The sequence below is a fragment of the Desulfovibrio legallii genome, from assembly GCF_900102485.1.
Taxonomy (GTDB): Bacteria; Desulfobacterota; Desulfovibrionia; order Desulfovibrionales; family Desulfovibrionaceae; genus Desulfovibrio; species Desulfovibrio legallii_A.
Genome location: NZ_FNBX01000010.1, coordinates 1 through 23,823, shown reverse-complemented (window position 1 = coordinate 23,823; position 23,823 = coordinate 1). Strand labels below are relative to the sequence as shown.

Genomic DNA, 23,823 nt, shown 5'->3' with positions numbered 1-23,823 from the left:
GGGCTTCCCCATCGTTATACCTAAAGAATCATTTCCGCTTACGCCTGCCGCGGGGAACGCGCTTGCGCGGGTGCAGCAGACGTCGGCCGCGCCGCGCCTCCTGAGGTACATACGTTCATGCCGATAGTAAAAATACCCATTAGCAGCTTGCAACCGGGCATGTATGTGGTCGACGCAGGCATCCCCTGGACCCAGGCGCCCCTGCTCTATGCGGAGGCGGGCTACATTGCCTCGCACGAGGATGTGCAGCGCATTGCGCGCCAGGGGTTTACGGAAGTCTACCACGATACGGAGCGCTACCGCCCGCTGGGCCTGCCCATAACGGAAGGGCTGACCGTGCCCGACATCGCCTGGGGCCGCCGCGTGCCCCTGGAGCAAGAGCTGGCCCGCGCCCGCGAGGTCTATACGGCCTCCATCGAACACGTCAAAAACTTCATGCACAGCACGCCCAGCACCCCTGTGAACATGGAGGCCGCCCGCCCTCTGGTGGAATCTATCCTCACCAGTCTGGACCGCAACCTGGACGCCCTTATTTTTCTGGCCAAACTGCGCCACTCGGACGCCTATACCTTCAGGCACTGCGTCAATGTCAGCATTTTTTCCGTAGCCTACGCCCGTTTCCGCGGTCTGGACCGGGAGCATCTCTACAGCGTGGGCCTGGCCGGGCTGTTCCACGATTACGGCAAGGCCTTGGTGCCCTCCCATATCCTCAACGCGCCCCGCCCCTTGAAGCCCTGGGAAACGGAAATCATGCACTCCCATGTGCTGCGCGGCTACGAAAAGCTCAAAACGGACAAGGCCATCGCGCCGGAAATCCTGCTCGGCGTGCTCCAGCACCATGAAAAATTCAACGGCACGGGCTATCCTTACGGTCTGGCCGGCGACGCCATCAGCCTTTACGGCCGCATCCTTTCCCTGAGCGACGTTTACGACGCGCTGACCTCCTGGCGCGTCTACAAGCAGCCCCTTGCGCCCCACAAGGTGCTGGGGATCATGTACCAGATGCGCGGCCAGGCCTGGACGCCTACGGATGTGGACCTGTTCGTCAAATTTATGGGCGTCTACCCCGTAGGTTCGCCTGTGGAGCTCTCCAACGGATTGCGCGGGGTAGTCTGCCGCTCCAACCAGCGCGCCCCGGCCAAGCCCTGGGTCAAGCTGGCTCTGGACAAGACGGGCCGCCCCCTGCACCCCACAGAAGTGGTGGACCTGACCCACGCCGACGGCCTGGAAATCGCCCGCCCCCTCTCCAGCCAGGAGAGCGCTTCGCTGGACGTGCCCGGCCTGCTGGGCCTGCCGCAGCGCTGCGGCAACGCCTGATCCCGCGCGTTTTTGCCCGCAAAAAAACGACGGCCCGGAGGCGTGCCCCCGGGCCGTTGCGCGTTGCTGTTTCCCGTTTTTTTATGCCGCCCGGCGCGCCCGGCTACGGCATTTCAGCCTGTAGCCCAGCCAGACAAAGCCGACCCAGAGCGGAGCGAGCAGCACGGAAACGCCTTCGCCGATGTAGACCAGCACGGCCAGCACCAGAACCATAAAGGCCAAGCACAGGTAATTGGAAAAAGGATGCCAGAAAGCCCGGAACACCAGGGCCTCGCCCGCCCGCTGCTTGGCCGCGCGGAATTTGAGGTGCGTCAGGCTGATCATGGCCCAGTTGATGACCAGCGCCGCCACCACCAGCCCCATAAGCACGCCCAGGGCGCTCTTGGGCATGAAGTAGTTGAGCAGCACGCAGACCAGCGTGGCCGCCGCGGACACCAGAAGGGCATACACCGGCACGCCGCGCGCGCTCACCTCGCCCAGCGCCCTGGGGGCGTTGCCCTGCAGGGAAAGGCCGTAGAGCATGCGGCTGTTGCAGTACACGCAGCTGTTGTAGACCGAGAGCGCCGCGGTCAGCACCACAAAGTTGAGCACGCCCGCGGCCGAAGGGATGCCGATGAGGTCAAAAATCTGCACAAAGGGGCTGGCGATCATGGCCTCGGCCCAGTGGCTTTTGTCCACGGGCGCGCCCAGCATGTTCCAGGGGTGCAGGCTCAGCAGCACGGCCAGCGCGCCGATATAAAAAAGCAGGATGCGATAGATGAGCTGGTTGATGGCCTTGGGGATGGTTTTGCGGGGGTTGTCCGTCTCTGCGGCGGCAATGCCCACCAGCTCCAGCCCGCCAAAGGAAAAGGCCACCACCGCCAGGGAGGTGACCACCCCCGCCCAGCCGTTGGGGAAAAAGCCCCCGTGGGTCCACAGGTTGCTCACCCCGGCCTCGGGCCCGGCCTGACCGCTGGCCAGCAAAAAACAGCCCAAAGCGATCATGAGCACAATGGCCGCCACCTTGATGACCGCGAACCAGAACTCCATTTCGCCAAAAAAGCCCACCTGGGCCAGATTGATGGCGTTGATGCACAAAAAGAAAAAAGCCGTGGTCTGCCACGGCTCCACCTGGGGAAACCAGTACTGCACATACACAGCCACGGCCGTAAGCTCCGACATGCCCACCAACACATACAGAATCCAGTAATTCCAGCCGGAAAGCAGGCCTGGGAAGTCGCCCCAGTATTTGTGGGCCAGGTTGCTGAACGAACCGGCCACCGGCTCCTGGGCCATCATTTCGCCCAGCTGCCGCATAATGAGAAAAGCGATGAAGCCGCCCACGGCATAGCTCAGCAGCACGGCGGGGCCGGCCATCTGAATGGTGCCCGCCGAACCGAGGAAAAGCCCCGTGCCGATGGCCCCGCCCAGGGCTATGAGCTGGATGTGTCTGTTTTTTAACGCACGCTTAAGATGGGGGGTATCTGTTTTCATGAAAAATGGGGGTTGTGGCGCGTCCGCACGCGGCCGTTAGGTTACTTTTCGCCGCCCGCCGCGCCGGGGGCCGGGGCGTCCTGCACGTCCACAATGCGCACGCCGAATTCGGCCACGTCCGCGGGCGGCGCATAAAACAGGACCATAAAAGGCACTTCGCCGCCGTGCGGCACATTGCTGTTGTTGGTGAGGATTTCCACTTTGTTGTTGAGGAAGGCCTCCATCTCTTTTTCGCTCAGCACCTGGAGCTGAAAAAGCGAAAGCTGCGCGCCGCCCAGCTGCCGTTTGACGGAAAGGGGTTTCTTGTCCTTGTCGTAGATGGCGGCCTCCACGGCGATCAGCTCCTTGGGCTGCGGAAATTCGTTGACCACCTTGCCTTCAATGACAAAAACCTTGCCCACCTTCTCGTTATCCACATAATACTGCCGCACGTTGCGCATGGTGAGCAGCTCCACCTTCTTGGCGATTTCCTGCTCCGTGGGGGGCTGGGGCGCGGCGGCCCCGCGCAGATAGTAGCGCCAATACCCGCCCGCCCCGGCGCAGAGCAGCGCCAGCAGCAGCACTAGCGCCCATTTGCCGCCGGAGCGGCGACGCTTCACGGGCATTTCCGGCAGTTTTCCCTGCTCAGGGCCGTCAGCTTCGGGCGTGTAGGGGAAGACTGTCCCGCACACCGAGCAGCGCAGCTTGACGCCCGGTTTGGCGAGCTGATCCGGCAGCTTGAAACGGCTGGCGCAGTGGGGGCATTTCACTTCCATACTTTTCTCCCGTATCCCCGCCGTGGCCGGCGGCCGCAACGCGGTCGGCTCCGCCGTGCGACGGCTCGCGCCGGGGGCGCTACAAGGTCACTTCAAAGACGCCGGGCAGCATGCGGTAGCGCTCGGCATAGTCCAGGCCGTAGCCCACGATGAAGCCCTCAGTGAGTTTAAACCCGGCAAAGTCCACTTTCACGTCCACTTCACGCCGTTCGCCCTTATCCACCAGGGCTGCCAGGCGCAGGCTGCGCGGCCGGCGCGCGGCAAACTGGCTCATAAGAAACTGCATGCTGTGGCCGCTGTCCACAATGTCTTCCACAATCAGCACATGCTTGCCGGCTATGTCAATCTCCACATCCTTGCTGAAAATGACGTGCTTGGAGCTGGTGGCCTTTTTGCCGTAGCTGGACAGGCGCACAAAATCCAGCTCCATATTTTCATTATGCAAAGCACGTACCAGATCGCTGAAAAAAATAAAGCCCCCTTTGAGCACGCACACGGCCACCAAGGGTTCCTGCCCGTACAGGGCGTCGATTTCCGCGGCCAGTTCCCGCACGCGCACGGCGATCATCTCCTGGCTGAACACGGGTTTCAAAGCCTTGACGGGGGTCAGGGCGGCCTCTTCAGACATGTTTTCCTCCTTGCGGTCCGGCCTGGGTGGCCGTCAGATCCAGAAAAACGGCGCTTTCGTCGCAGTCCGGGTATTTGGCGCAGTGCACGCAGTCGGCCCAGATTTTCTGGGGCAGCACGCTTTTGTCCACCACGGCAAAGCCCAGGCGCGCAAAAAAAACTTCCTGGTAGGTCAGGGCAAACACTTTGCGGATACTCAGGGGCGCGCAATCCTCCAGGCAGGCCGCCACCAGCAGCCGCCCCACGCCTTGGCGGCGCAGGTCGTCCCGCACTACCAACGAACAGATTTCAGCCAGGTCTTCCCAGACCGGGGCCAGGGCGCAGCAGCCCACAATGCGGCCCGTTGCCTCGCAGGCAACCATAAAATTGCGCACATGCCCATACAGATGGATCAGCGCGCGCGGCAGCAAAAGCCCCTGCCGCGCGCTGTCCAGCAGCAGGCCGTGCATGGCGGGCACGTCGTCCATGCGGGCCTTGCGCACCGTAAACATGCTCATTGGGCGCTCAGCAGCTTTTTGAAGACCATTTCCATGATTTCGGCGTCGGCCACGCCCGGCTCAGAGAGCACCAGCTGCCCGTCCCTGCTGTAAAAAGCGTTGTGCGGGATGCTGCTCACCTGAAAGGCGCGGGTAATGTCCCGGCCCGCCATGTACACGGGGTAATCCATGCCCATCTGGCGCACAAAGGGCGGCACCACGTCAGCTTTTTCGTCCACGGAAAGGCTGATGATGGCCACGTCCTTGCCGGCGTACTTCTTGTGCATCTTGACGAGCTCAGGAATTTCCGCCCGGCAGGGGGGGCACCAGGTGGCGAAGAAGTTGAGCATCACCACCTTGCCCTTGTTTTTGGCCAGCAGGTCCGTAAGCCCGGCCAGATCCAGCCGGGGCACGGCGTCCGCCTTGGCGGCCAGGGCCGTGCAGGGCAGGAGCAGACAAAGCAGAAGGGGCAGAAGGATTTTTTTCATACCGCACCGCAGGCCTGGGCCTGATTGCTGAAGGTGAAGCCGCCCCAGGCCCGCACGGCCATGCCGTAAGGCGCGGGGCGACGCAAGGCTTGCTACAGAAACTGCCGGGCCGCCCGCACGGCCCCCACGGCGTCGGGGCTGTAGGCGTCCGCGCCGATGGCGTCCGCAAAGGCCTGGGTCACCGCCGCCCCGCCCACCATGACCTTGATGGGCAGGTTGCGCTCGCGCACCAGCTTCACGGTGTCTTCCATGCGCACCATGGTAGTGGTCATGAGCGCCGACAGGCCGATGATACGCGCGTTGTGCTCCAGGGCGCAAGCCACGATCTTTTCGGCGGGCACGTCCTTGCCCGCATCCACCACCTCAAAGCCGTGGTTGCCCAGAAGCAGGGAAACAATGTTTTTGCCGATGTCGTGGATGTCGCCCTCCACTGTGGCCATGACCACCACAGGGCGCTTTTCCGGGCCGCGCTTTGCCTCCAGCAGGGGCTTCAGCCGGACGAAGGCCGTCTGCATGGTCTCGGCGGCGCGGATGAGCTGGGGCAAAAAGTATTCCCGCCGCTCGTAGCGCGCGCCCACCTCGGTGATGGCGGGGATGAGCGTATCCTGCACCAGGGCGAAGGGGTCCGCCCCAGCGGCCAGCTCGGCCTCCAGCAGGGGCAGGACGTGCTCCTTGTCGCCGTTGAGCACGGCGTCGGCCAGGGTGCGGGCCGCGCCAGCCCCCTCCGCGCGCAGGGTCACGGCCCCGGAATCCGGCTTCCAGGCGGCATAGCCGCCGATAAAGGACGCGGCGTGGGGGTCGTGCTCCCCCAGCACCTTAAGGGCGTCCGCAGCCTCGCGCACCCGCCGGGCCGAGGGGTTGGCAATGCAGGAAGTGAGCCCCGCTCCGGCCGCCCAGCAAAGGAAAGTGGCGTTGAGCAGCTCCCGCGCGGGCAGGCCGAAGGAAAGATTGGAAAGCCCCAGGGTGGTGGGCAGCCCCTGGGCCGTGCACCAGCGCACCATCTCCAGGCACTGCCGGGCCCCGTCCGGACTGGAGGAGACGGCCAGGGCCAGCACGTCCACCATCATGAGCCGCCGGGGAATGCCCAGGCCTTCGGCCCGGGCCAAAAGGCTCTCCACCGTGCGGATGCGCTCGGCGGCCTTTTTGGGCAGGCGCGCGCCTTCAATGGGCAGCAGAATAAAGGGCGCGCCGAAATCCCGGCAGAGCGGCCCCAGCACGTCCATGCGCCCGGCCTCGCCGCTGATGGAATTGACCAGGAACGAGCCAGGACAGTACGGCAGGGCATTGGCAATGGCCTGCGCATTGGGCGAATCCAGCGACAAAGGCAGCGTAAGGCGCGCCGTGAGCTGCTGCACCAGCTCCGGCAACAGGGCTGTTTCGTCCACCAGGGGCGCGCCCACGTTCACGTCCAGCACGCCCGCCCCGGCCTGCACCTGGGCGTCGGCCAAGTCCATGGCCGTGGTGAAGACCCCTTCCTGCAGATCCTTGGTCAGGGCCTTTTTGCCCGTGGGGTTGATGCGCTCGCCAATGACGATCAGCGGCTCCCCAGGCCCGATCCGCACCAGCTCAGAACGGCTGGTAAGGCAGATGCCCCGGCGCGCCCCGGCGGCAGCGTCCACACGCTCCACCCCGTGCAGGGCCTGGGCCAGGGCCGCAATGTGCGCAGGCGTGGTGCCGCAGCAGCCGCCCAGCACGGCGGCCCCCATGCGGGCAAAGGGCGCGGTTGCACGCGCAAAATCCTCCGGCCCCAGGGGGAAAACCGTGGTCGCGCCGCGCAGCTCCGGCAGGCCCGCGTTGGGCTCCACCATGACCGGACAGACGCAGGCCTGCAGCAGCTCCGCCGCCACAGGGCGCATCTGTTCCGGCCCCAGGCTGCAGTTGGTGCCCACCACATCCACGCCCATGTTCTGCATGGTTTCCGCAAAAATCGTGGGGCTGGAACCCGTAAGGCTCACGCCCTGCTCAAAGGTCATGGAAACCATGACCGGCAGACGGCAGACCCGCCGGGCGGCGGCCACAGCCAGACGCGCCTCGGCCAGATCAAACTGGGTTTCGATGAAGATAAGGTCCGCCCCGCCCGCGACCAGGCCCTCTATCTGCCGGGCAAAGGCCTCCAGCAGATCGGCGGGCTCCTCCGTGCCCAGGGGCCTGGCAAACTGGCCCGTGGGCCCCACGTTGCCCGCCACAAAAACGGGCGCGCCGTCGGGCCGGGGGCTGGCGGCGGCAGCCGCCCGGGCCACCTGGGCCATGCGCTTGTTGAACGCAAAAACATCAAGGCCTTTCGGCAGCTTGTAGATGCTGGCCCCGAAGGTGCAGGTGGTAAGGATGTCCGCCCCGGCCTCCAGGTAGGCGCGGTGGATGCCCTGGAGAACGTCCGGATGCTCCATGCAGAATTCTTCGGGGCTCACGCCGGCGGGCAGGCCCGAAGCCTGGAGCATGGTGCCCATGGCGCCGTCCAGCAGCAGGGGCCGCCCAGTGCCCGAAGGAGGGAAAAACGTCATGACCGCCTCATGAAAATCGGTTGCCGGAAGGGCCTGCGGGGGGCTTTGCTTTCCGCCCGCAATGCCTGTATGCTGTCTTTTCAGCTTCGCCGCCGCGCGGCAGGCCCTGTAGTACTGAAAAACGGAACAAAGGACAAATCCGAAATTCCGGCCCCAAACCATTGCGCCCGGCGGGGCGCCATGGCCACTATGGACAGCATGAAAAAAAATAGCAAGACAGCCGCCCCGGCCCGGTCCGGGGATCCCGTGCCCGCCAAGGGCGCCCCCGCCCGGCCTGAAGCGGAAGCGGCGTCGGTGGAGATTCTGGAAGCCCCCCGGCCCAGGCCGCAACGCGCCCGACGGGCGCGCGCCGGAGCAAAGCCTGACCGCCCCCGAAAAACGACGACGGACGGCCCGGCCCCGGACGCCAAAGGCCCGGTGCTGGACGTGGACGACCTGAACGGCCACGACGGCTCGGACGCGGAGCCCGATCCCGAAGATCTGCCGACGGACCTGCCCGATGACCTGGCGGACGCCGCGCCGGAGGAGGCCCCCGCGCCCTTGGCCCTGGAGGAAGACGACGCCGACGACCTGCCCGCCCCGGCCGCCCCGCGCCTGCCCGCTGTGGGCCCGCGCGACAGTCTGCGCCTTTACCTGCGCGAAGTCAGCCGCTTCCCCATGCTCAAGCCTGAAGAAGAGCACGAGCTGGCCCTGCGCGTGCGTGACCATAACGACCCCGACGCGGCCTTCCGCCTGGTCTCCTCCCACCTGCGGCTGGTGGTGCGCATCGCCATGGATTTTCAACGCCGCTGGATGCAGAACGTCCTGGACCTGGTGCAGGAAGGCAACGTGGGCCTTATGCGCGCGGTCAACAAATTCGACCCGGACAAAGGCATCAAATTTTCCTACTACGCCTCCTTCTGGATCAAGGCCTACATCCTCAAGTTCATCATGGACAACTGGCGCATGGTCAAAATCGGCACCACCCAGGTGCAGCGCAAGCTGTTCTATAACCTGAACCGGGAGCGGCAGAAGCTCATCATGCAGGGCTTTGATCCGGACGCGGCCATGCTTTCGGAGCGCCTGGGCGTGAGCCCGGAGCAGATCGAAGAAATGGACCAGCGCCTGGCCGGCAACGACGTTTCCCTCAACGCCCAGGTGGGCGAAGAAAGCGGCGGGGCCACGCGCATGGACTTTCTGCCCGCCCTGGGCCCCGGCATAGAAGACAGCCTGGCCTCGGACGAAATCGCGGGATTGCTGCGCTCCCGCCTCAAGACCATCATCCCAAAATTGAACGAAAAAGAGCTCTACATCCTCAACAACCGCCTGCTCACGGACGAACCCGTCACCTTGCGCGAGATAGGCGAACGGTATAACGTCACGCGCGAGCGCGTCCGTCAGCTGGAGACGCGGCTGCTGGAAAAAATCCGCCAGCACCTGGCCGGGGACATCAAGGATTTTTCAGACGCATGGATACAATCCTGAATGAAACGTAAACACCTTGCCCTGCTCTGCGCCCTGGTTCTGGCGGCGCTGACGCCTTTTTCCCTTCTGGGCTGCGGCGGCTGCGCCGGCTCCCGCCACGACGAAAACAACGCCAAGGACAAAACAGCCCCGGCCGCCGCCAGCGCCGCGCCCTCCGCCGCGCAGACCGTGCGGCCCGCCCCCGCCCGCGCGCCCGAGGCCCTCTCGCCCGAGGCCCTCGATACCTACGCCTTCCTGGTCTACGCCTACGGCCTGAACAACGAGGACGAAAGCGCCCTGGCCGCGGCCGCGCCCCTCATGGCCCGCGCCCGCATCCCCGCCGGGGTCTGGCTGGAAGGCGGCGTGTGGCTGGTGAGCCGCAAATCGCCCGTGGCCGTGCCCTATCTGGAAGAAGCCCTGCGCGCCTGGCCGGAAGACATGTCCCTCAACCTGCTGCACGCCGAGGCCCTGGCGGACCAGGGGCAGGCCGCACGCGGCGTGGCTCTTATGCGGGACTACCTGAAAAAACGCCCCGATTCGCTGGACGCCCGCCTGGAGCTGGCCCTGCTGCTGGTCAAGGACAAGCAGTTCACCGAGGCCGAAGCCCTGCTCAACGCCATCCCGGAGCAGCAGCGCACCCCCCTGGTAGACTACTACCACGCCCGCGCCCTCCTGGGCATGGACCGCCCGGAGGCGGCCATCCCCTATCTGCAGAAAGCCGTCAAAAAAACGCCGGACTTCGTGGAAGCCCTGGCGGAGCTGGCCTTTGTTTACGAGCAGCGCGGTAACCTCACAGCCGCGCGCGCGGCCTACGAAAAGCTGCTCAAACTGGATTTCTCGCCCCAGGACGTGCTGCTGCGGCTCATCCACATTTCCTTGCGCCTGAACCAGCCGGAACGGGCCCTCAAGTACATGCGCCAGGGGCCGGACAACGCCCCCTTCAAACTCACCGTGGCCAGCATGCTTATGGATTCGCGCCACTACCTCCAGGCCGAACGGCTGCTCAAGCAGCTGGCGGCCCAGGGCAACGTGCCCGATGAAGTGTATCTGCTGCTGGCGGACCTTACCTACGCCCAGCGGCGCGAGCTGGATGCGGCCCTGGCCTGGCTGGATCAGATCCCCGCGCAAAGCAAGGCCGCCCGGCGCGCCGCGCTCCTGCGGGCCCAGCTCCAGGCCGATGCGGGGCAGAACGAAGCGGCCCTGGCCACCGTGCGCGCGCGCCGCAAAACCGCGGACGCCCCCGATCTCTGCGACGCCGAAATCCGCATCCTGGCCCGGCTCAAGCGTCTGCCCGAGGCCCTGACCGCCGCCAAGGCCGGCGTGGCCCTCTGGCCCGACCAGGCGGAGCTCGCCTTCCTGCTGGGCTCAGTGCTGGACGAATCGGGTGACAAAAAGGCCGCCATGGAAGTCATGGAAAAGGTCATCGCCCTGCAGCCGGACAACTATCAGGCCCTCAACTATGTGGGCTATACCCTGGCGGAACAGAACCGCGACCTGGAGCGGGCCGTGCGCCTGCTGGCGCGGGCCAACGAGCTTTCGCCCGATCAATCTTATATTGTGGATTCCCTGGCCTGGGCCCTGTTCAAATCCGGCAAGCTGGACGAAGCCCTGGCCGAAATCCGCCGCGCCGTCAAACTGGACGAGCGCGTGGATCCTTCCATCTGGGAGCACTACGGCGACATCGCCGCGCGCATGGGCCTCAAGGACGAAGCCCGCGCCGCCTACCGCAAAGCCCTGGAACTCAAACCCGCCAACGCCGAGTCCCTCCGGCAGCGGCTGTCACAACTATGAAGCACCTTACCCCCCTTCTGCTCTGCGCCCTGGCCCTGCTCTGCGCCTGCGCCCGTCAGCCCGTCATGGAGGCGCCCTCGCCCGAGGCCCGCGCCCGTCTGGAACAGACCTGGCAACGTTATGTGGCCGCCGACGACGCTGTAGCGCCCGCCCCTTACCGCCTGCAGCTGAGTCTGCGCTTCGGCACGGAGGGCGATACCCGCCGGGTCACGGCCCTGTTCTGGGGCAACGGGCAGCGCAAGCTACGCATGGACGTCATGGCCGGCGTGGGGGCCACCGTGGCCAATATCCTGGAGGACGGCCAGCACTTTCTGGTCTTTGCCCCCAACGAACGCAAGGCCTATTTCCACCAGGGGGCCAACAAGCCCCTCCTCCAGGTGGGCGTGCCCGTGCCCTTTAACCTGGACCACCTGGCAGACCTGCTCAACGGCCGCTACGCCCAGGTTTTCGGCCGCGAATACGCCGACGCCGCCGTGCAGGCCGACGCCCAGAGCCGCTACACCCTGGAAGGCAAGCCCGGCGGCAGCCTGACCCTCAACGCCCAGGGCCTGCCCGTGGCCTGGCGCGAAAACGCCCACGGCAAAGACGGCTGGAGCATGGAAATCCTCTATACGGACGACGCCCGGCCCCTGCCCCGCCGCCTGAACCTGACCCACACCAACGGCAAACGCGCCATCGTGCTGGTCAAGGAACGGGAAAAGCCGACCCAGGCCTTCACCGAAGCCCAGCTTTCCCTGCCCCTGCCCGCGGACGTGCCCCTGCTGCCCCTTTCGCAATTCAAGCAACGCTGATCCCGCCGCCCGCCGACGGCTTTGTGCAGGAGACAAACGCATGCGCACCATCCATATCGCCTCGGACCACGCCGGATTCGCCCTCAAAGGTCTGCTGACCCGGCACCTGGAGCAGCAAGGCTATGCCGTCAACGACCACGGCACCCACTCCACGGAAAGCTGCGACTACCCCGTGCTGGCCCACGCCCTGGCCACCGCCGTGGAGGCCGAGCCCGATGCCCTGGGCATCCTCATCTGCGGCACGGGCATCGGCGTTTCCATTACGGCCAACCGCCACCCCGGCATCCGCGCCGCGCTCTGCGCCACGGAGCTGCAGGCCCGCCTCGCCCGCGAGCACAACAACGCCAACGTGCTCTGCCTGGGCGCGCGCATCACCGGCGACGAGCTGGCCCGCGCCATTACGGACGCCTTCCTGGACGGCAGCTTCGCCGGGGGGCGGCACCAGCGCCGCCTGGACCGCATTAACCTGCCCGCCTGAAACCAACGGTAAAGGACCGCCATGCAGCTCTACAATTCCCTGGGCCGGAAAAAGGAACTTTTCGTGCCGGTGCGCCCCGGCAAAGTGCAGATGTACGTCTGCGGCATCACGGCCTATGACTACTGCCACATCGGCCACGCCCGCTCGGCCCTGGTCTTTGACGTCCTGGCCCGCCACCTGCGCCGCCTGGGCCTCAAGGTGCTCTTTGTGCGCAACTTCACCGACGTGGACGACAAAATCATCAACCGCGCCCAACGCGAACAGCGCGACTGGCGCGAAGTGGCGCAGACCTATATTGACGCCTTTCATGAGGATATGGACCGCCTGGGCGTGGTGCGCGCCGATGCGGAGCCCCGCGCCACGGACTACATCCCCAAGATCATTGAGCTCTGCGCCAAACTGATTGCGGAGGGCGCGGCCTACGCCACGCCATCGGGCGACGTCTACTTCCGGGTGCGGGCCTACCCCGCCTACGGCAAACTCTCCGGCCGCAGCCTGGACGAGCTGCTCTCCGGCGCGCGGGTGGCCCCCGGCGAGGAAAAAGAAGACCCCCTGGACTTCGCCGTGTGGAAGGCCGCCAAGCCTGGCGAACCCTTCTGGGAAAGCCCCTGGGGCAAGGGCCGCCCCGGCTGGCATGTGGAGTGTTCGGCCATGAGCGCCCCTTACCTGCCCCTGGATATCCACGGCGGCGGCCAGGACCTGGTCTTTCCGCACCATGAGAATGAAATCGCCCAGTCCGAGGCCGCCTGTCACTGCGAGCTGGCCCGCTACTGGATCCACAACGGCTTTGTGCAGGTCAACGCCGAAAAAATGTCCAAATCCCTGGGCAACTTCAAAACCATCCGGGACATCCTGCAAAGCTACCTGCCGGAAACTCTGCGCTTCTTCCTTCTGGGCAAGCACTACCGCAGCCCCATTGATTTCAGCGCCGCGGGCATGGACGAGGCGGAAAAGGCCCAGCACCGCGTCTATGCCTCGCTGCTGGCGGCGCGCCAGGCCCTGACGCGCGCCAAATGGAAAAAAACGCCTCTGCCCCCGGCCCTGCTGGAAGAATGGCGCCCCCTGGCGCCCTCCTTTGCGGCCGCTCTGGACGACGACCTCAATACAGCGCAGGCCCTGGGCCAGATTTTTTCCCAGGTGCGGCTGGTCAACCGTCTGCTGGAAGACCCCGGCCTGCGCGCCGGAGAAGAAGCCCGCGCCCTGCTGGAAGCCTTTCTGGCCAACGCCCGCGAATGGGACGCCCAGCTGGGGCTCTTCGGCCAGGAGCCGGAAGCCTTTCTCAACGCCCTGCGCGCCCTGCGCGCCCGTCGGCGCGGCATTGATGCGGCGCAGGTGGAAGCCCTGCTGGAAGAACGCCGTACGGCCCGCGCCGCCAAAGACTTTGCCCGCTCCGACAGCCTGCGTCAGGCGCTGCAGGAGCTGGGCGTGAGCGTGCGCGACACCCCGCAGGGCCAGGCCTGGGATCTGGAATAGCGCGTCCGCAACGGGCCCGCGTTCTGCCCGCGGCGCCGTTATGTCCCGCACCGCGACTGCCGGAAAGGACGACCTTTTTTGCCAGCGGGGCACGCGCCTTGTTGCCAACGCAGGCGGGCGGCCTTTGTGCCGCCGCAGGCCCGCCCGCAGGCAGGCCCCCGGGGCAACGGCCCTTTGCCCCTCCCGACGCGCTCCCAACCTTTTCCCAGGAGGTAAAGCCCGTGTTGCAACGTGAGGCCCTGCGCCGCCGTACCGCACTGCTGGTGCTGCTGGCCTTCTTCCTGAGCCTGTGCGCGCCAGCGCCTGCCGCGGCCTTTTTTTTCGGCGGCGTGGGCATCAAGGACGAAAAGGAGATGGGCCGCAAGTTTGACGCCATGCTGCGCGCCACCCTGAGCGTGGTGGAAGACCCGGAAGTAAGCCTCTACGTCAACAAGGTGGTGGCCCGGCTGACAGCCCCCATGCCGCCGCAGCCCTATACGTTCAAGGCCGCAGTCATCCTGCACAATTCGCTCAACGCCTTTGCCGTGCCCGGCGGGTATGTCTATGTGTTCACCGGTCTGCTCATGAATCTGGACCGGGAGGACGAGCTGGCCGGGGTGCTGGCCCACGAGCTGGCCCATGTGACGCAGCGGCATGTGGCCTCACGCCTGGAACGCGCCCAGTACCTCACCCTGGGCAGCCTTCTGCTGGCCATAGCCGGCGTGGCCGCGGGCGGGCCGGGCGGCGGGGCCCTGGCTGTGGGGGCCATGGGCGCGGGGCAGTCCGCCATGCTCAACTACAGCCGCATGGACGAAAACGAGGCCGACCACATCGGCCTGCAATACCTGGTGGCCGCGGGCTATCCGCCTTCGGGCATGGTGGGCGGCTTCAAAATCCTGCGGCAGAAAAGCTGGATGAGCGGTACCAGCGTGCCCACCTACCTTTCCACCCACCCGGCCATTGGCGACCGCATCAACGGCCTGCAGGCCCGCATCCAGGGCATGCCCAAGGCCGTGCTGGACAGAAAGCAGGACAACCGCCAGTTTTTGCGGGTCAAGACCCTGCTCTGGGGGCGCTACGGCGACCCGCAGGCAGCGCTGCAGCGCTTTGCGGGCAAGGACGCCCTCTCGCGCATGGGCGCGGGCATGGTGCTGGCCCGGCAGAACCGCGTGGCCGAGGCCGGCGCGGCCTTTGATCAGGCCCTGGCCGCCGCTCCGGAAGATCCCCTGGTGCTGCGCGAGGCCGGGGCCTTCCACTACCGCAAAGGGGACATGAGCCGGGCCGGGGATTTGCTGCGCAAAGCCCTGCGCCTGGACCCGCGCGACTACATGGCCGCCTTTTTTTACGCCCGCATGCTGGATGAGACGGGCCGCGCCCGCGAGGCCGCGCCCTATTACAGGGACGTGCTGCGCGCCGTGCCCGAGGACGCCGAAGTGCACGAGGCCTTCGGCCGCTCCCTGGGCAAGGCGGGCGATACGGCAAGCGCCTATATCCACCTGGCCTACAGCGCCATCTACGCCAACAACCGCAAAATGGCCGAGCGCTATGTGGATCAGGCCCGCTCCCTGGCCGCCCGGGGCGGCGACAAGCGGGCGTTGCAACGCCTGGAAACCGTGTATAAGGAACGCAAGGAACTGTGGGAATCGAACTGATGGACACGCACGCCACAACCATTCTGGCTGTCCGCGCCAACGGGCGGACGGCGCTGGCCGGAGACGGCCAGGTGACCCTGGGTCAGAACATGATCATGAAGCACGGCGCGCAGAAAGTGCGCCGCCTGGACGACGGCCGGATTCTGGCGGGTTTTGCCGGGGCCACGGCCGACGCCTTCACCCTTTTTGAATTGTTTGAGGCCAAACTCAAGGAGCTGCGCGGGCACATGGCGCGCGCCGCCGTGGAAATGACCAAGGAGTGGCGCAAGGACAAATACCTGCGCAAGCTGGAGGCCATGCTGCTGCTGGCGGACAAGGAGCACATCCTGCTGCTCTCAGGCACGGGCGACGTCATTGAGCCCGACGACAACGTGGCCGCCATCGGCAGCGGCGGCCCCTACGCCCTGGCCGCGGCCCGGGCCCTCACCCGGCACAGCAATCTGGACGCCGAGACTGTGGCCCGGGAATCTCTGCGCATCGCTTCGGAAATCTGCGTCTACACCAACGATCATATAACTGTAGAGGTTCTGTAAACCGGCACGGCCGGGAAGGCGGCGTCATGAACATTCTGGTAGCCGGCTGCAAGATCAATCTGGGGTTGCGCATCATCGGGCGACGGGCCGACGGGTACCATGAGCTGGATTCGCTCTTCTGCCCGCTGGCGCGGCCCTGCGACCGCCTGCGCCTGCGGGTGACGGAGGGCCGCGGGCTGCATGTCCGCTGCGATGCGCCGGGACTGAACCCGGAGGATAATACTCTTACCCGCGCCTACGCGGCCTTTGCGGCGGCCACAGACGCGGCAGACCTGCCGGGGCTGGAAATCACGCTGCGCAAGGGCATTCCCCTGGGCTCCGGCCTGGGCGGCGGCAGCAGCGACGCCGCAGCCCTTTTGCGCTGGCTCAACGCCCGCGCGCCGCGCCCCCTGGACCAGGCGGCCCTGACGGCCGTGGGCCTGCGGGTGGGGGCGGACGTGCCCTTCTTTTTGCAGCCGGGGCCGGAGCTCAAACCCTGCCGGGTGCGGGGCGTGGGCGAAATTGTGGAACCGGCGGGCGCGCACCTGGCGGGCTTGCGCCTGGTGCTGGTCTGTCCCCCGGCAAGCGTCAGCACGGCCCAGGCCTACGCGGACTTTGACGCCGCTCCAAAGGCAGCGCCCGCGCCCGATGGCCCAAACGACTTGACAAAGGCGGACGCCGGGGCTAATGGAACGTTTCTCTCCGAGGCGCGGCCGGCGGTGGACCTGCACAACGACCTGGAGGCCGTCGTGTTTGCCCGCCACCCGCAGCTGGGGGCCATTAAGGCCCAATTGCTGCGCCTGGGCGCCTTTGCGGCGGCCATGAGCGGCAGCGGCTCGTCCATAATCGGGCTTTTCCAACTGGAAGCCCTGGTGGAAGCGCGCGCCGCGGCGGCCCTGCTGCAGGAGGAGGGCTGGCGCGTCTACGCGCATACGCTGTGAAGCACTGGGATGTCGCCAAGTGGTAAGGCAACGGGTTTTGGCTCCGTCATTCGAAGGTTCGAGTCCTTCCATCCCAGCCACAGCCTCGCGCCCGAAACCGGGCGCGGCATCAGGCCGCCAATGCGGCCGTGTCCAACCGTAAATGCCCCCTGGGCGCGCAAGGCGGGACGGTTCATGTTCAGCGATCTCAAGATCGTCACCGGGTCATCCAATCCGGATCTGGCCAAGGCCATCTGCAACCACCTGGGCTGTCAGCTGACGCCCACCCTGGCCACCACCTTCAGTGACGGCGAGTTGCGGATCGAAATCGGCGACAACGTGCGCGGCGACGACGTGTTTGTGGTGCAGCCCACCTGCCCACCCATGGTCAACCGCAATCTGGTGCAGCTCTGCCTGATGCTGGACGCCCTGAAGCGGGCCAGCGCGGGCCGCATTACGGCCGTAATCCCCTATTACGGCTATGCCCGGCAGGACCGCAAGGTCAGCCCCCGCGCGCCCATCAGCGCCAAAATGGTGGCGGACTTCATCAGCGTTTCCGGGGCCGAGCGGGTGGTCACCATTGATCTGCACGCCGGGCAGATTCAGGGCTACTTTGATTGCCCGGTGGACAATCTCTTTGCCGTGCCCGTCATGCTGGACGCCCTGCGCCAGCTGCACGAGGACAACGTGGTTATCGTTTCGCCCGACGCGGGCGGCGTGGAGCGCGCCCGGGCCTACGCCAAGCGCCTCAACGCGCCCCTGGCCATCGTGGACAAGCGCCGCGACAAGCCCAATCAGGCCCAGGCCATGCACGTCATCGGCGAAGTGGAGGGCCGGGTGGCCATTGTGGTGGACGACATGATCGACACCGCGGGCACCCTCTGCGCCGGGGCCGAGGTGCTGCTCAAAAACGGCGCCACCAAAATTGTGGCCTGCGCCACGCACCCCGTGCTCTCCGGCCCGGCCATTGAGCGCATCAACAGCACCGGGGCGCTTTCTCAGGTTTTTGTCACGGATACCATCCCCCTGGGCGACAAGCTGGAACGCTGCCCCAAACTGCAGGTTATTTCCGTGGCCGCCCTGCTGGGCAAAACCATCCACAACATCCATACCGGCTCCTCGGTAAGCGTGTTGTTTGTGTAGCCTGCGCCAGGACATTTTGTCAGTACTGAACTTTTTCCGCACGTTTCAGGCGGCGGCAAGCCAAGGAGTGGACCATGAGCATTGAAAAAACATTGTCGGTGCAGAAGCGCGAAGGCTGCGGCAAAGGCCCCAGCGGCCGTCTGCGCGCCCAGAATCTGATCCCCGGCGTCTTCTACACCCCCAAGGGCGAAAATGTGGCCGTGCAGATCCCTGCCCTGCCCCTGGAAAAACTGTTTGAGGAAGTGGGCCGCACCACGGTGTTCAACCTGGAAATTGAGGCCGACGGCCAGAAAAACGTGCATCCCGTCATGTTCTGGCAGGTGCAGACCCATCCCTACAAAAAAGCCTTCACCCATGTGGATTTTTACGGCGTGGATCTGGATAAGCCCGTCACCGTAGACGTGCCCTTGGAAATCGTGGGCGTGGCCCGCGGCGTGAAGCTGGGCGGCATTCTGGAATCCTACCGCGAAGAAATCCCCCTCCAGAGCAAGCCGCTGAACATGCCCAAGAAAATCGTGGTGGACGTGAGCGAGATGAACATCAACGACACGGTCAACGTGGCGGACCTCAAGCTGCCCGAAGGCGTGGCCGCCGTGTTCGATCAGAACTACGCCGTGGTGAGCGTGCTGGCCAAGGCCAAGGACGACGCCCCGGCCGAGGAAGAAGCCGCCGCGGAAGCCTAGGCGCGTCCGTAGCAGCGCCCAGACGCGCGGAAGGGCCTTGGCGGTTCTTCCGCGCGTTTTGTTTGCGCAGCGCCACCGGAAAAACGCATGCCGCCGTTCGCCGTCGCCATCCACAGGCTGGGGCCGGGCCGCCGGGCCTGCAGCCTGGAATACTGGCCCAACCCAGGGGCCGGGGTTGTGCTGTTCTATCCCGGCACCATGCTCTCGCCCCTGCAGTACCGCCCCCTGATCCTGGCTTTGCGCCGGGCGGGCCTGGCCGTGGCAGCCCTGCACCATACGGGGCACGGGATCAATCCACACCGGGTGGGCTTTACGTTCAACGATCTGCTCGGCAACGGCTTTACGGCCGAAGCCTGGCTGCGGCAACGCGGGCACACGGCCCTGGCCGTGTGCGGCCACAGTCAGGGGGGCATCCTCACCCTGGCGCACGCCGCGGCCAGCCCCCGCCTGGCGGCGGCGCTGCCCATCTGCGCCGCCCTGCCGCAGCAGGAAGAAGCCATCGGCATCACCCGCTTTGCCGCCTTTGCCCGGCAGCGGGAACGCATTGTACGCTGCACGGCCGCGGCGGCGCGCCTTTTACCGCGTCTGCCCCTGCCCGTGCAGGCCTATCTTTCCGTACGGCGGATCACGGCCGGGGCGCACGGCGTGCGTGCCCCCCGGCGGGGCGCGCGCTGGAGCTACCCCCTCGCCTTTCTGGCGAGCCTGTTCCAGGCACGGGTGCCGCCCCGCCAGCGCTGTGCGCTCTGCTTTTTTGCCGCACCCGACGACGCCCTGTTCACGCCGGCCCTGAGCCGCAGCGCGTTTGCCCTGCTGGAAGCGCCGGCCAAAAGGCTGGTCTGGCTGCCCGGCGGCGGCCACCTGGCCGCCATGCAGCCGCGGGTCTGCACCTTCCTGGCCCGGCACGCGGCAGCCTTCTGCGCGGGCCAGGGCCTGCCCCTGCGCCTGACCAGGGCCTGCCCTTGCGCCTGAGCGCGGAAACGAAAAATCCGGGTGCGAACAGACAGACCTGAAGGACACGTCGCAGCCAGAGGAGCCGTGACCACACGCGAAGGATCTGTGCCCGCGCGACAGCCGCCGCAGAGCATTCCGCCGGGCCCGACGGCGGGTCCGCGCCCTGCCCCGCCGGGTTTGCATATTTATTTTGAAGGATACGACCATGAGCTATGAAGGACTGCTGGCGGGCCTTGGCAACCCCGGCCCGCGCTATGCCGCCACCCGCCACAACTTTGGCTTTGCCCTGGCGGACGCCCTGCTGGACAAGGCCCGGCGGGACGGCCAGGCCGAGGCGCTCAACGGCGGCAAATTTTCCTGTGAGCTGTGGCGGGCGCGCCTGCCGGAGCTGGGGGGCTGGTGGCTGGTAGCCAAGCCGCAGACCTTCATGAACCTGAGCGGCCAAAGCGTGCAGCCCCTGCTGGCGTGGCACCGCCTGCCGCCGGAGCGGCTGGTGGTGGCCCATGACGAGCTGGATATCCCGGCAGGGCAACTGCGCTTTAAGCGCGGCGGCGGCAACGCCGGGCACAATGGCCTTAAATCCATTACGGAACAGCTGGGCACGCCGGATTTTTACCGCCTGCGCCTGGGCATCGGCCGCCCCCCCCACCAGGGGGAGGTCACCAACTGGGTGCTGGGCCGCCCCGAAGCCGCTGCGGCCGCCCGCATGGCCGCGGCCCTGCCCCTGGCGCTGGAGGTGCTTTTCGCCTTTGCGGGCAAAGGGCTGGAGGCGGCCACCAGCCTGGCGCGCCAGGCCGGAACTGCGCCGGAATAAACAGCCGCAACGGCGCGCCGTCTACACGCTGAGCAGAGTACCTTTGAGAACAGGCATGCTCAAAGTTTACGACACGCGCCTTCCGGCGCTTAACAGCGCAATAAATTGCGCTTACGCCTCCACGGCGGGCGGCGGCCAGCGCAGCCGCAACGGCGGAATGGGTGGGGCGGCAGCCCGCCCGCCATGCGGCAGGGGCTCCGGCCCGCATCCGCGCCGGGGCCGCGCCTACAGAAAGATTTACGGCTTTGGGCTGGACTCTTCCCTACTTTTGGACTAGCATCTTTGAAGAGTCGACATCAGACTCCTCATTTTTCTCATAACCATTCGCGACGTACAGCCGCACATGCGCCCGGTTTTCGGGCTGAGCGTTCCGTTTGGAACGCACGGTGGCATCATGTTCACTTCCGACGATCTCGTGGTATACCCGGCCCAGGGCGTGGGCAAAATAGAACGCGTGGACAGCCAGGTTATCGGCGGCGTGGCCTGCGAGTTCTATATTGTACGCATCCAGGCCAACAACGTCACGCTGATGGTGCCTGTGAACAACGCCGCCCATGTGGGCCTGCGCAGGCTTACGCCCGCAGACCACGCACAGGCCATCCTGGACGCCCTGCGCGCCGATACGGGAAAAACCATCTATACCGGACAGAACTGGAACCGCCGCTTCCGCGAATATTCCGACCGGCTGAAAAGCCCGGACCTGGCCGTGGTGGCCGGGGTGCTGCGCGAGCTGCTGCTCATCGGCAGGGGCAAGGAGCTTTCGTTCGGCGAGCGCCGCCTGCAGGAGCAGGCCATGAGCCTGGTAACCGGCGAGCTGGCCCAGGTGCTGGATCTCAGCGCGGACGCCATCCGCGACGAGCTGCTGGAGATCTACGCGCCGCCCGCGTTGCCTGAGGCGGCTTCGCACTGATCTGTCCGCGCGGACGGAATTTTTTTCAGAATCGCGCGAATATTTTTCTTGCCATACGGCTAAAGATGGGCTAATCGCATCTTCGCACCTCTTTTTAGTCCCCTATCTTCTCCGCTTACGCACTGCAGTGCTTTTGCACTGCATGTGGCATACATGTCCTAAACGATCGGATTGTTATGCGCAAAAAGAAAGCCTCTCCCACACTGTTGTCTGACAGCGCCCTCAGTTTAACGGATCTCAAAACCCGCAGCATGCAGGAGCTTATGGACCTGGCCGAGCAGTATGAAATTGAAAACGCCAGCTCCATGCGTAAACAAGAGCTCATCTTCGCACTGCTTTCCACCTGTGCATCGCAGAACGGCGCCATTTACGGCGACGGCGTGCTGGAAATACTGCCCGACGGCTTCGGCTTTCTGCGCTCGCCGCTGTGCAGCTATATGCCCGGCCCGGACGACATCTATGTGTCGCCCTCGCAGATCCGCCGGTTTTCCCTGCGCAAGGGCGACATCGTTTCGGGCCAGATCCGCCCGCCCAAGGAGGGCGAACGCTACTTCGCCCTGCTCAAGGTCACGGAAATCGGCTTTGAACCCCCGGAACACGCCAAAAATCTCGTTCTGTTCGATAACCTCACCCCCATCTATCCCGACCACCAGCTCGTCATGGAAAATGGTGAGAAAAACCTCTCCAACCGCGTCATCGACCTCATGGCCCCCATCGGGCGCGGGCAGCGCGGGCTCATCGTGGCCCCGCCGCGCACGGGCAAAACCATCCTGCTCCAGTCCCTGGCCAACGCCATCAACGCCAACAGCCCCGAAGTCTACCTCATCGTGCTGCTCATTGACGAACGCCCCGAAGAAGTGACGGATATGGAGCGCACCGTGCAGAAGGCCGAGGTCATCAGCTCCACCTTTGACGAGCCCCCCCAGCGCCATGTGCAGGTCTGTGAAATGGTTCTCGAAAAGGCCAAGCGCCTGGTGGAGCGCAAGCGCGACGTGGTCATTCTGCTGGATTCCATCACCCGCCTGGGCCGCGCCTACAACGCCGTGACGCCCTCTTCCGGCCGCGTGCTCTCCGGCGGCCTGGACGCCAACGCCCTGCAGCGGCCCAAACGCTTCTTCGGCGCGGCCCGCAATATTGAAGAAGGCGGCAGCCTGACCATCATCGCCACGGCCCTCATCGATACGGGCTCGCGCATGGACGAAGTGATTTTTGAGGAATTCAAGGGCACGGGCAATATGGAAATTTACCTGGACCGCCACCTTTCAGAAAAGCGCGTCTTCCCGGCCATCGACATCAACCGCACGGGCACCCGCAAGGAAGACCTGCTTCTGCCCGACGACGTGCTCAACCGGGTCTGGATTCTGCGCAAAATTCTGGCCCCCATGTCGCCCATCGACAGCATGGAATTTCTGCTGGACAAAATGCGCGGCACCAAGTCCAACAAAGACTTTCTCAACGCCATGGGCAAATAAACGGGCGGCCCGCAGCGCCGCCCTGCGCCGGAAGCGGGGCACGGTTGACCTTGGGCCCCGCCCGGCTTATTGTTGCAGTCCGTCAGGCTGCCCGCAGCCCAACATCCAACGGAGGCTTGCCGCATGTTCGGCATTGGCATGCAAGAATTGTTGCTCATCCTGGTGGTCGTGCTTCTGATCTTCGGCGCCAACAAGCTGCCGGAAATCGGCGGCGGCCTGGGCCGGGCCATCCGCAACTTCCGCCGCGCCTCGTCGGAACCGGACGAGATCGACATTACCCCTAAGGACAAAAAACCGTCGGATAAAAACGACGACACCAGCCACAAAGCCTGATCAGCACAGCGTTGCAAAGGATCGCCCCATGATGACCGAACAGCTTTCCGTATTTTTGGAGAACAGGGCGGGACGCCTTGCCGAAGTTACGCACGCACTGGCGGAAGCGGGGGTCAACATCCGCGCGCTTTCCCTGGCCGACACCTCGGACTTCGGCATTCTGCGCATGATTGTCTGCGATCACGAGAAAGCCCAGGCCGTGCTTAAGGCCAAGGGCTTTACCCTGGGCCGCACCAGCGTGGTGGCCGTGGAAGTGCCTGATGCCCCGGGCGGCCTGGATTCCGTCCTGCAGCTGGTCTCCCGCCACGGCATCAACGTGGAGTACATGTACGCCTTCGTCCACCGCGAGGCCGAAAGCGCCGTGATGATCTTCCGCTTTGACAATGTGGAGCAGGCTGTTGCCGTGCTGCAGAACAACAACTTCACAATTCTGCCCGCCGCGCAGCTCTGCGCGCAGTAACGCTGCACCGGTTTCGGGCAGTTAGCTCAGTTGGTGGAGCACCGCCCTTACAAGGCGGGGGCCGGGGGTTCGAGCCCCTCACTGCCCACCAGATAAATCAAGGGGTTACGGTTTACACCGTGGCCCCTTAATTTTTGTACAAGCCATTTTGTACAGCTTTCGGTGGGGACGGAAGGGCTTCTACGCTGTCTTTTTCTGAGAGTCTCGCACATGCTGATAGTGCTTTGACCTTACCCCATTGCGTATTCCACTTGTAAGCGAGTGGTTCCTGTCGGGTTAGAGGTTCTGTTCTGCCGGCAAAATTCTTCTGGCGACGGCCTACTTTCCCACATGACGTTGCCTTAGCCGTTGCCGCGCAGCGGCTTACGGATAAGGACAGCA

Annotated in this window: 23 protein-coding genes and 2 tRNA genes; 19 read left to right on the top strand and 6 right to left on the bottom strand. The window is 65.3% G+C overall.

Annotation, left to right across the window (positions count from 1 at the left end; all coding sequences use genetic code 11):
• Positions 1–117: 117 nt before the first annotated feature.
• Positions 118–1,317, top strand: coding sequence for a cyclic di-GMP phosphodiesterase (locus tag BLS55_RS07170; protein WP_092153816.1), 1,200 nt, complete (start codon positions 118–120; stop codon positions 1,315–1,317).
• An 81-nt stretch (positions 1,318–1,398) separates the two neighbouring features.
• On the opposite strand, the gene BLS55_RS07165 is transcribed toward BLS55_RS07170, so the two are convergent.
• The 6 genes from BLS55_RS07165 to BLS55_RS07140 form a co-directional block, all read right to left on the bottom strand.
• Positions 1,399–2,790 (bottom strand): amino acid permease, encoded by a 1,392-nt coding sequence (locus BLS55_RS07165; RefSeq protein ID WP_092153814.1) that lies wholly within the window; start codon positions 2,788–2,790, stop codon positions 1,399–1,401.
• 41 nt (positions 2,791–2,831) lie between these two features.
• Positions 2,832–3,545, bottom strand: a complete 714-nt coding sequence (locus BLS55_RS07160; RefSeq protein WP_092153812.1) for a zinc-ribbon and DUF3426 domain-containing protein — start codon at positions 3,543–3,545, stop codon at positions 2,832–2,834.
• A 79-nt stretch (positions 3,546–3,624) separates the two neighbouring features.
• Positions 3,625–4,173 (bottom strand): hypoxanthine phosphoribosyltransferase, encoded by a 549-nt coding sequence (gene hpt / locus BLS55_RS07155; RefSeq protein ID WP_092153810.1) that lies wholly within the window; start codon positions 4,171–4,173, stop codon positions 3,625–3,627.
• On the bottom strand, positions 4,166–4,669 hold the full coding sequence (locus BLS55_RS07150; RefSeq protein WP_092153808.1) for an N-acetyltransferase: 504 nt from the start codon (positions 4,667–4,669) through the stop codon (positions 4,166–4,168). Before BLS55_RS07150 ends, hpt begins: the two co-directional genes overlap by 8 nt.
• Positions 4,666–5,136, bottom strand: coding sequence for a TlpA family protein disulfide reductase (locus tag BLS55_RS07145; RefSeq protein WP_092153806.1), 471 nt, complete (start codon positions 5,134–5,136; stop codon positions 4,666–4,668). Before BLS55_RS07145 ends, BLS55_RS07150 begins: the two co-directional genes overlap by 4 nt.
• Before the next feature lie 92 nt (positions 5,137–5,228).
• On the bottom strand, positions 5,229–7,637 hold the full coding sequence (locus BLS55_RS07140; RefSeq protein WP_092153804.1) for a homocysteine S-methyltransferase family protein: 2,409 nt from the start codon (positions 7,635–7,637) through the stop codon (positions 5,229–5,231).
• 198 nt (positions 7,638–7,835) lie between these two features.
• Here BLS55_RS07140 and BLS55_RS07135 point away from each other — a divergent pair, with 198 nt between their 5' ends.
• From BLS55_RS07135 to BLS55_RS07050, 18 genes are all read left to right on the top strand, one after another.
• A complete protein-coding gene (locus tag BLS55_RS07135) occupies positions 7,836–9,101 on the top strand; it encodes a sigma-70 family RNA polymerase sigma factor (protein WP_257243170.1) in 1,266 nt (421 codons plus the stop codon).
• The gene (locus BLS55_RS07130; RefSeq protein WP_092153802.1) at positions 9,102–10,871 is read left to right on the top strand and encodes a tetratricopeptide repeat protein; all 1,770 of its coding nucleotides are present in this window, start codon (positions 9,102–9,104) and stop codon (positions 10,869–10,871) included. It begins immediately after the preceding gene.
• Positions 10,868–11,662, top strand: coding sequence for a LolA-like protein (locus tag BLS55_RS07125; RefSeq protein WP_092153800.1), 795 nt, complete (start codon positions 10,868–10,870; stop codon positions 11,660–11,662). The genes BLS55_RS07130 and BLS55_RS07125 overlap by 4 nt, the downstream gene beginning before the upstream one ends.
• A gap of 40 nt (positions 11,663–11,702) precedes the next feature.
• Entirely contained in the window at positions 11,703–12,140 is a 438-nt protein-coding gene (rpiB, locus tag BLS55_RS07120; protein ID WP_092153798.1) for a ribose 5-phosphate isomerase B, read from the top strand.
• A gap of 21 nt (positions 12,141–12,161) precedes the next feature.
• A complete protein-coding gene (gene cysS, locus BLS55_RS07115) occupies positions 12,162–13,613 on the top strand; it encodes a cysteine--tRNA ligase (protein WP_092153796.1) in 1,452 nt (483 codons plus the stop codon).
• 221 nt (positions 13,614–13,834) lie between these two features.
• Positions 13,835–15,244, top strand: a complete 1,410-nt coding sequence (locus tag BLS55_RS07110) for a beta-barrel assembly-enhancing protease (RefSeq protein ID WP_092153794.1) — start codon at positions 13,835–13,837, stop codon at positions 15,242–15,244.
• On the top strand, positions 15,244–15,777 hold the full coding sequence (gene hslV, locus BLS55_RS07105) for an ATP-dependent protease subunit HslV (protein WP_092153792.1): 534 nt from the start codon (positions 15,244–15,246) through the stop codon (positions 15,775–15,777). The genes BLS55_RS07110 and hslV overlap by 1 nt, the downstream gene beginning before the upstream one ends.
• A gap of 26 nt (positions 15,778–15,803) precedes the next feature.
• Complete coding sequence (ispE, locus tag BLS55_RS07100) at positions 15,804–16,697, top strand: 4-(cytidine 5'-diphospho)-2-C-methyl-D-erythritol kinase (protein ID WP_092153790.1); 894 nt, start codon at positions 15,804–15,806, stop codon at positions 16,695–16,697.
• 5 nt (positions 16,698–16,702) lie between these two features.
• Positions 16,703–16,777 (top strand) — tRNA-Gln (locus tag BLS55_RS07095).
• Between the two features lie 94 nt (positions 16,778–16,871).
• A complete protein-coding gene (locus BLS55_RS07090; protein ID WP_092153788.1) occupies positions 16,872–17,819 on the top strand; it encodes a ribose-phosphate diphosphokinase in 948 nt (315 codons plus the stop codon).
• 74 nt (positions 17,820–17,893) lie between these two features.
• Positions 17,894–18,502, top strand: a complete 609-nt coding sequence (locus BLS55_RS07085) for a 50S ribosomal protein L25/general stress protein Ctc (RefSeq protein WP_092153786.1) — start codon at positions 17,894–17,896, stop codon at positions 18,500–18,502.
• An 87-nt stretch (positions 18,503–18,589) separates the two neighbouring features.
• Positions 18,590–19,471, top strand: a complete 882-nt coding sequence (locus BLS55_RS07080) for a serine aminopeptidase domain-containing protein (RefSeq protein WP_092153784.1) — start codon at positions 18,590–18,592, stop codon at positions 19,469–19,471.
• A gap of 187 nt (positions 19,472–19,658) precedes the next feature.
• Positions 19,659–20,267, top strand: a complete 609-nt coding sequence (gene pth, locus BLS55_RS07075) for an aminoacyl-tRNA hydrolase (protein ID WP_092153782.1) — start codon at positions 19,659–19,661, stop codon at positions 20,265–20,267.
• A 394-nt stretch (positions 20,268–20,661) separates the two neighbouring features.
• Positions 20,662–21,177, top strand: a complete 516-nt coding sequence (locus BLS55_RS07070; protein ID WP_092153780.1) for a CarD family transcriptional regulator — start codon at positions 20,662–20,664, stop codon at positions 21,175–21,177.
• 176 nt (positions 21,178–21,353) lie between these two features.
• On the top strand, positions 21,354–22,649 hold the full coding sequence (gene rho, locus BLS55_RS07065; protein ID WP_092153778.1) for a transcription termination factor Rho: 1,296 nt from the start codon (positions 21,354–21,356) through the stop codon (positions 22,647–22,649).
• Between the two features lie 123 nt (positions 22,650–22,772).
• Positions 22,773–22,982 (top strand): twin-arginine translocase TatA/TatE family subunit, encoded by a 210-nt coding sequence (locus tag BLS55_RS07060; RefSeq protein WP_092153776.1) that lies wholly within the window; start codon positions 22,773–22,775, stop codon positions 22,980–22,982.
• A 28-nt stretch (positions 22,983–23,010) separates the two neighbouring features.
• Complete coding sequence (locus BLS55_RS07055; RefSeq protein WP_092153774.1) at positions 23,011–23,442, top strand: ACT domain-containing protein; 432 nt, start codon at positions 23,011–23,013, stop codon at positions 23,440–23,442.
• A 15-nt stretch (positions 23,443–23,457) separates the two neighbouring features.
• Positions 23,458–23,533: transfer RNA gene (locus tag BLS55_RS07050), tRNA-Val, on the top strand.
• The last annotated feature ends 290 nt before the right edge of the window (positions 23,534–23,823 follow it).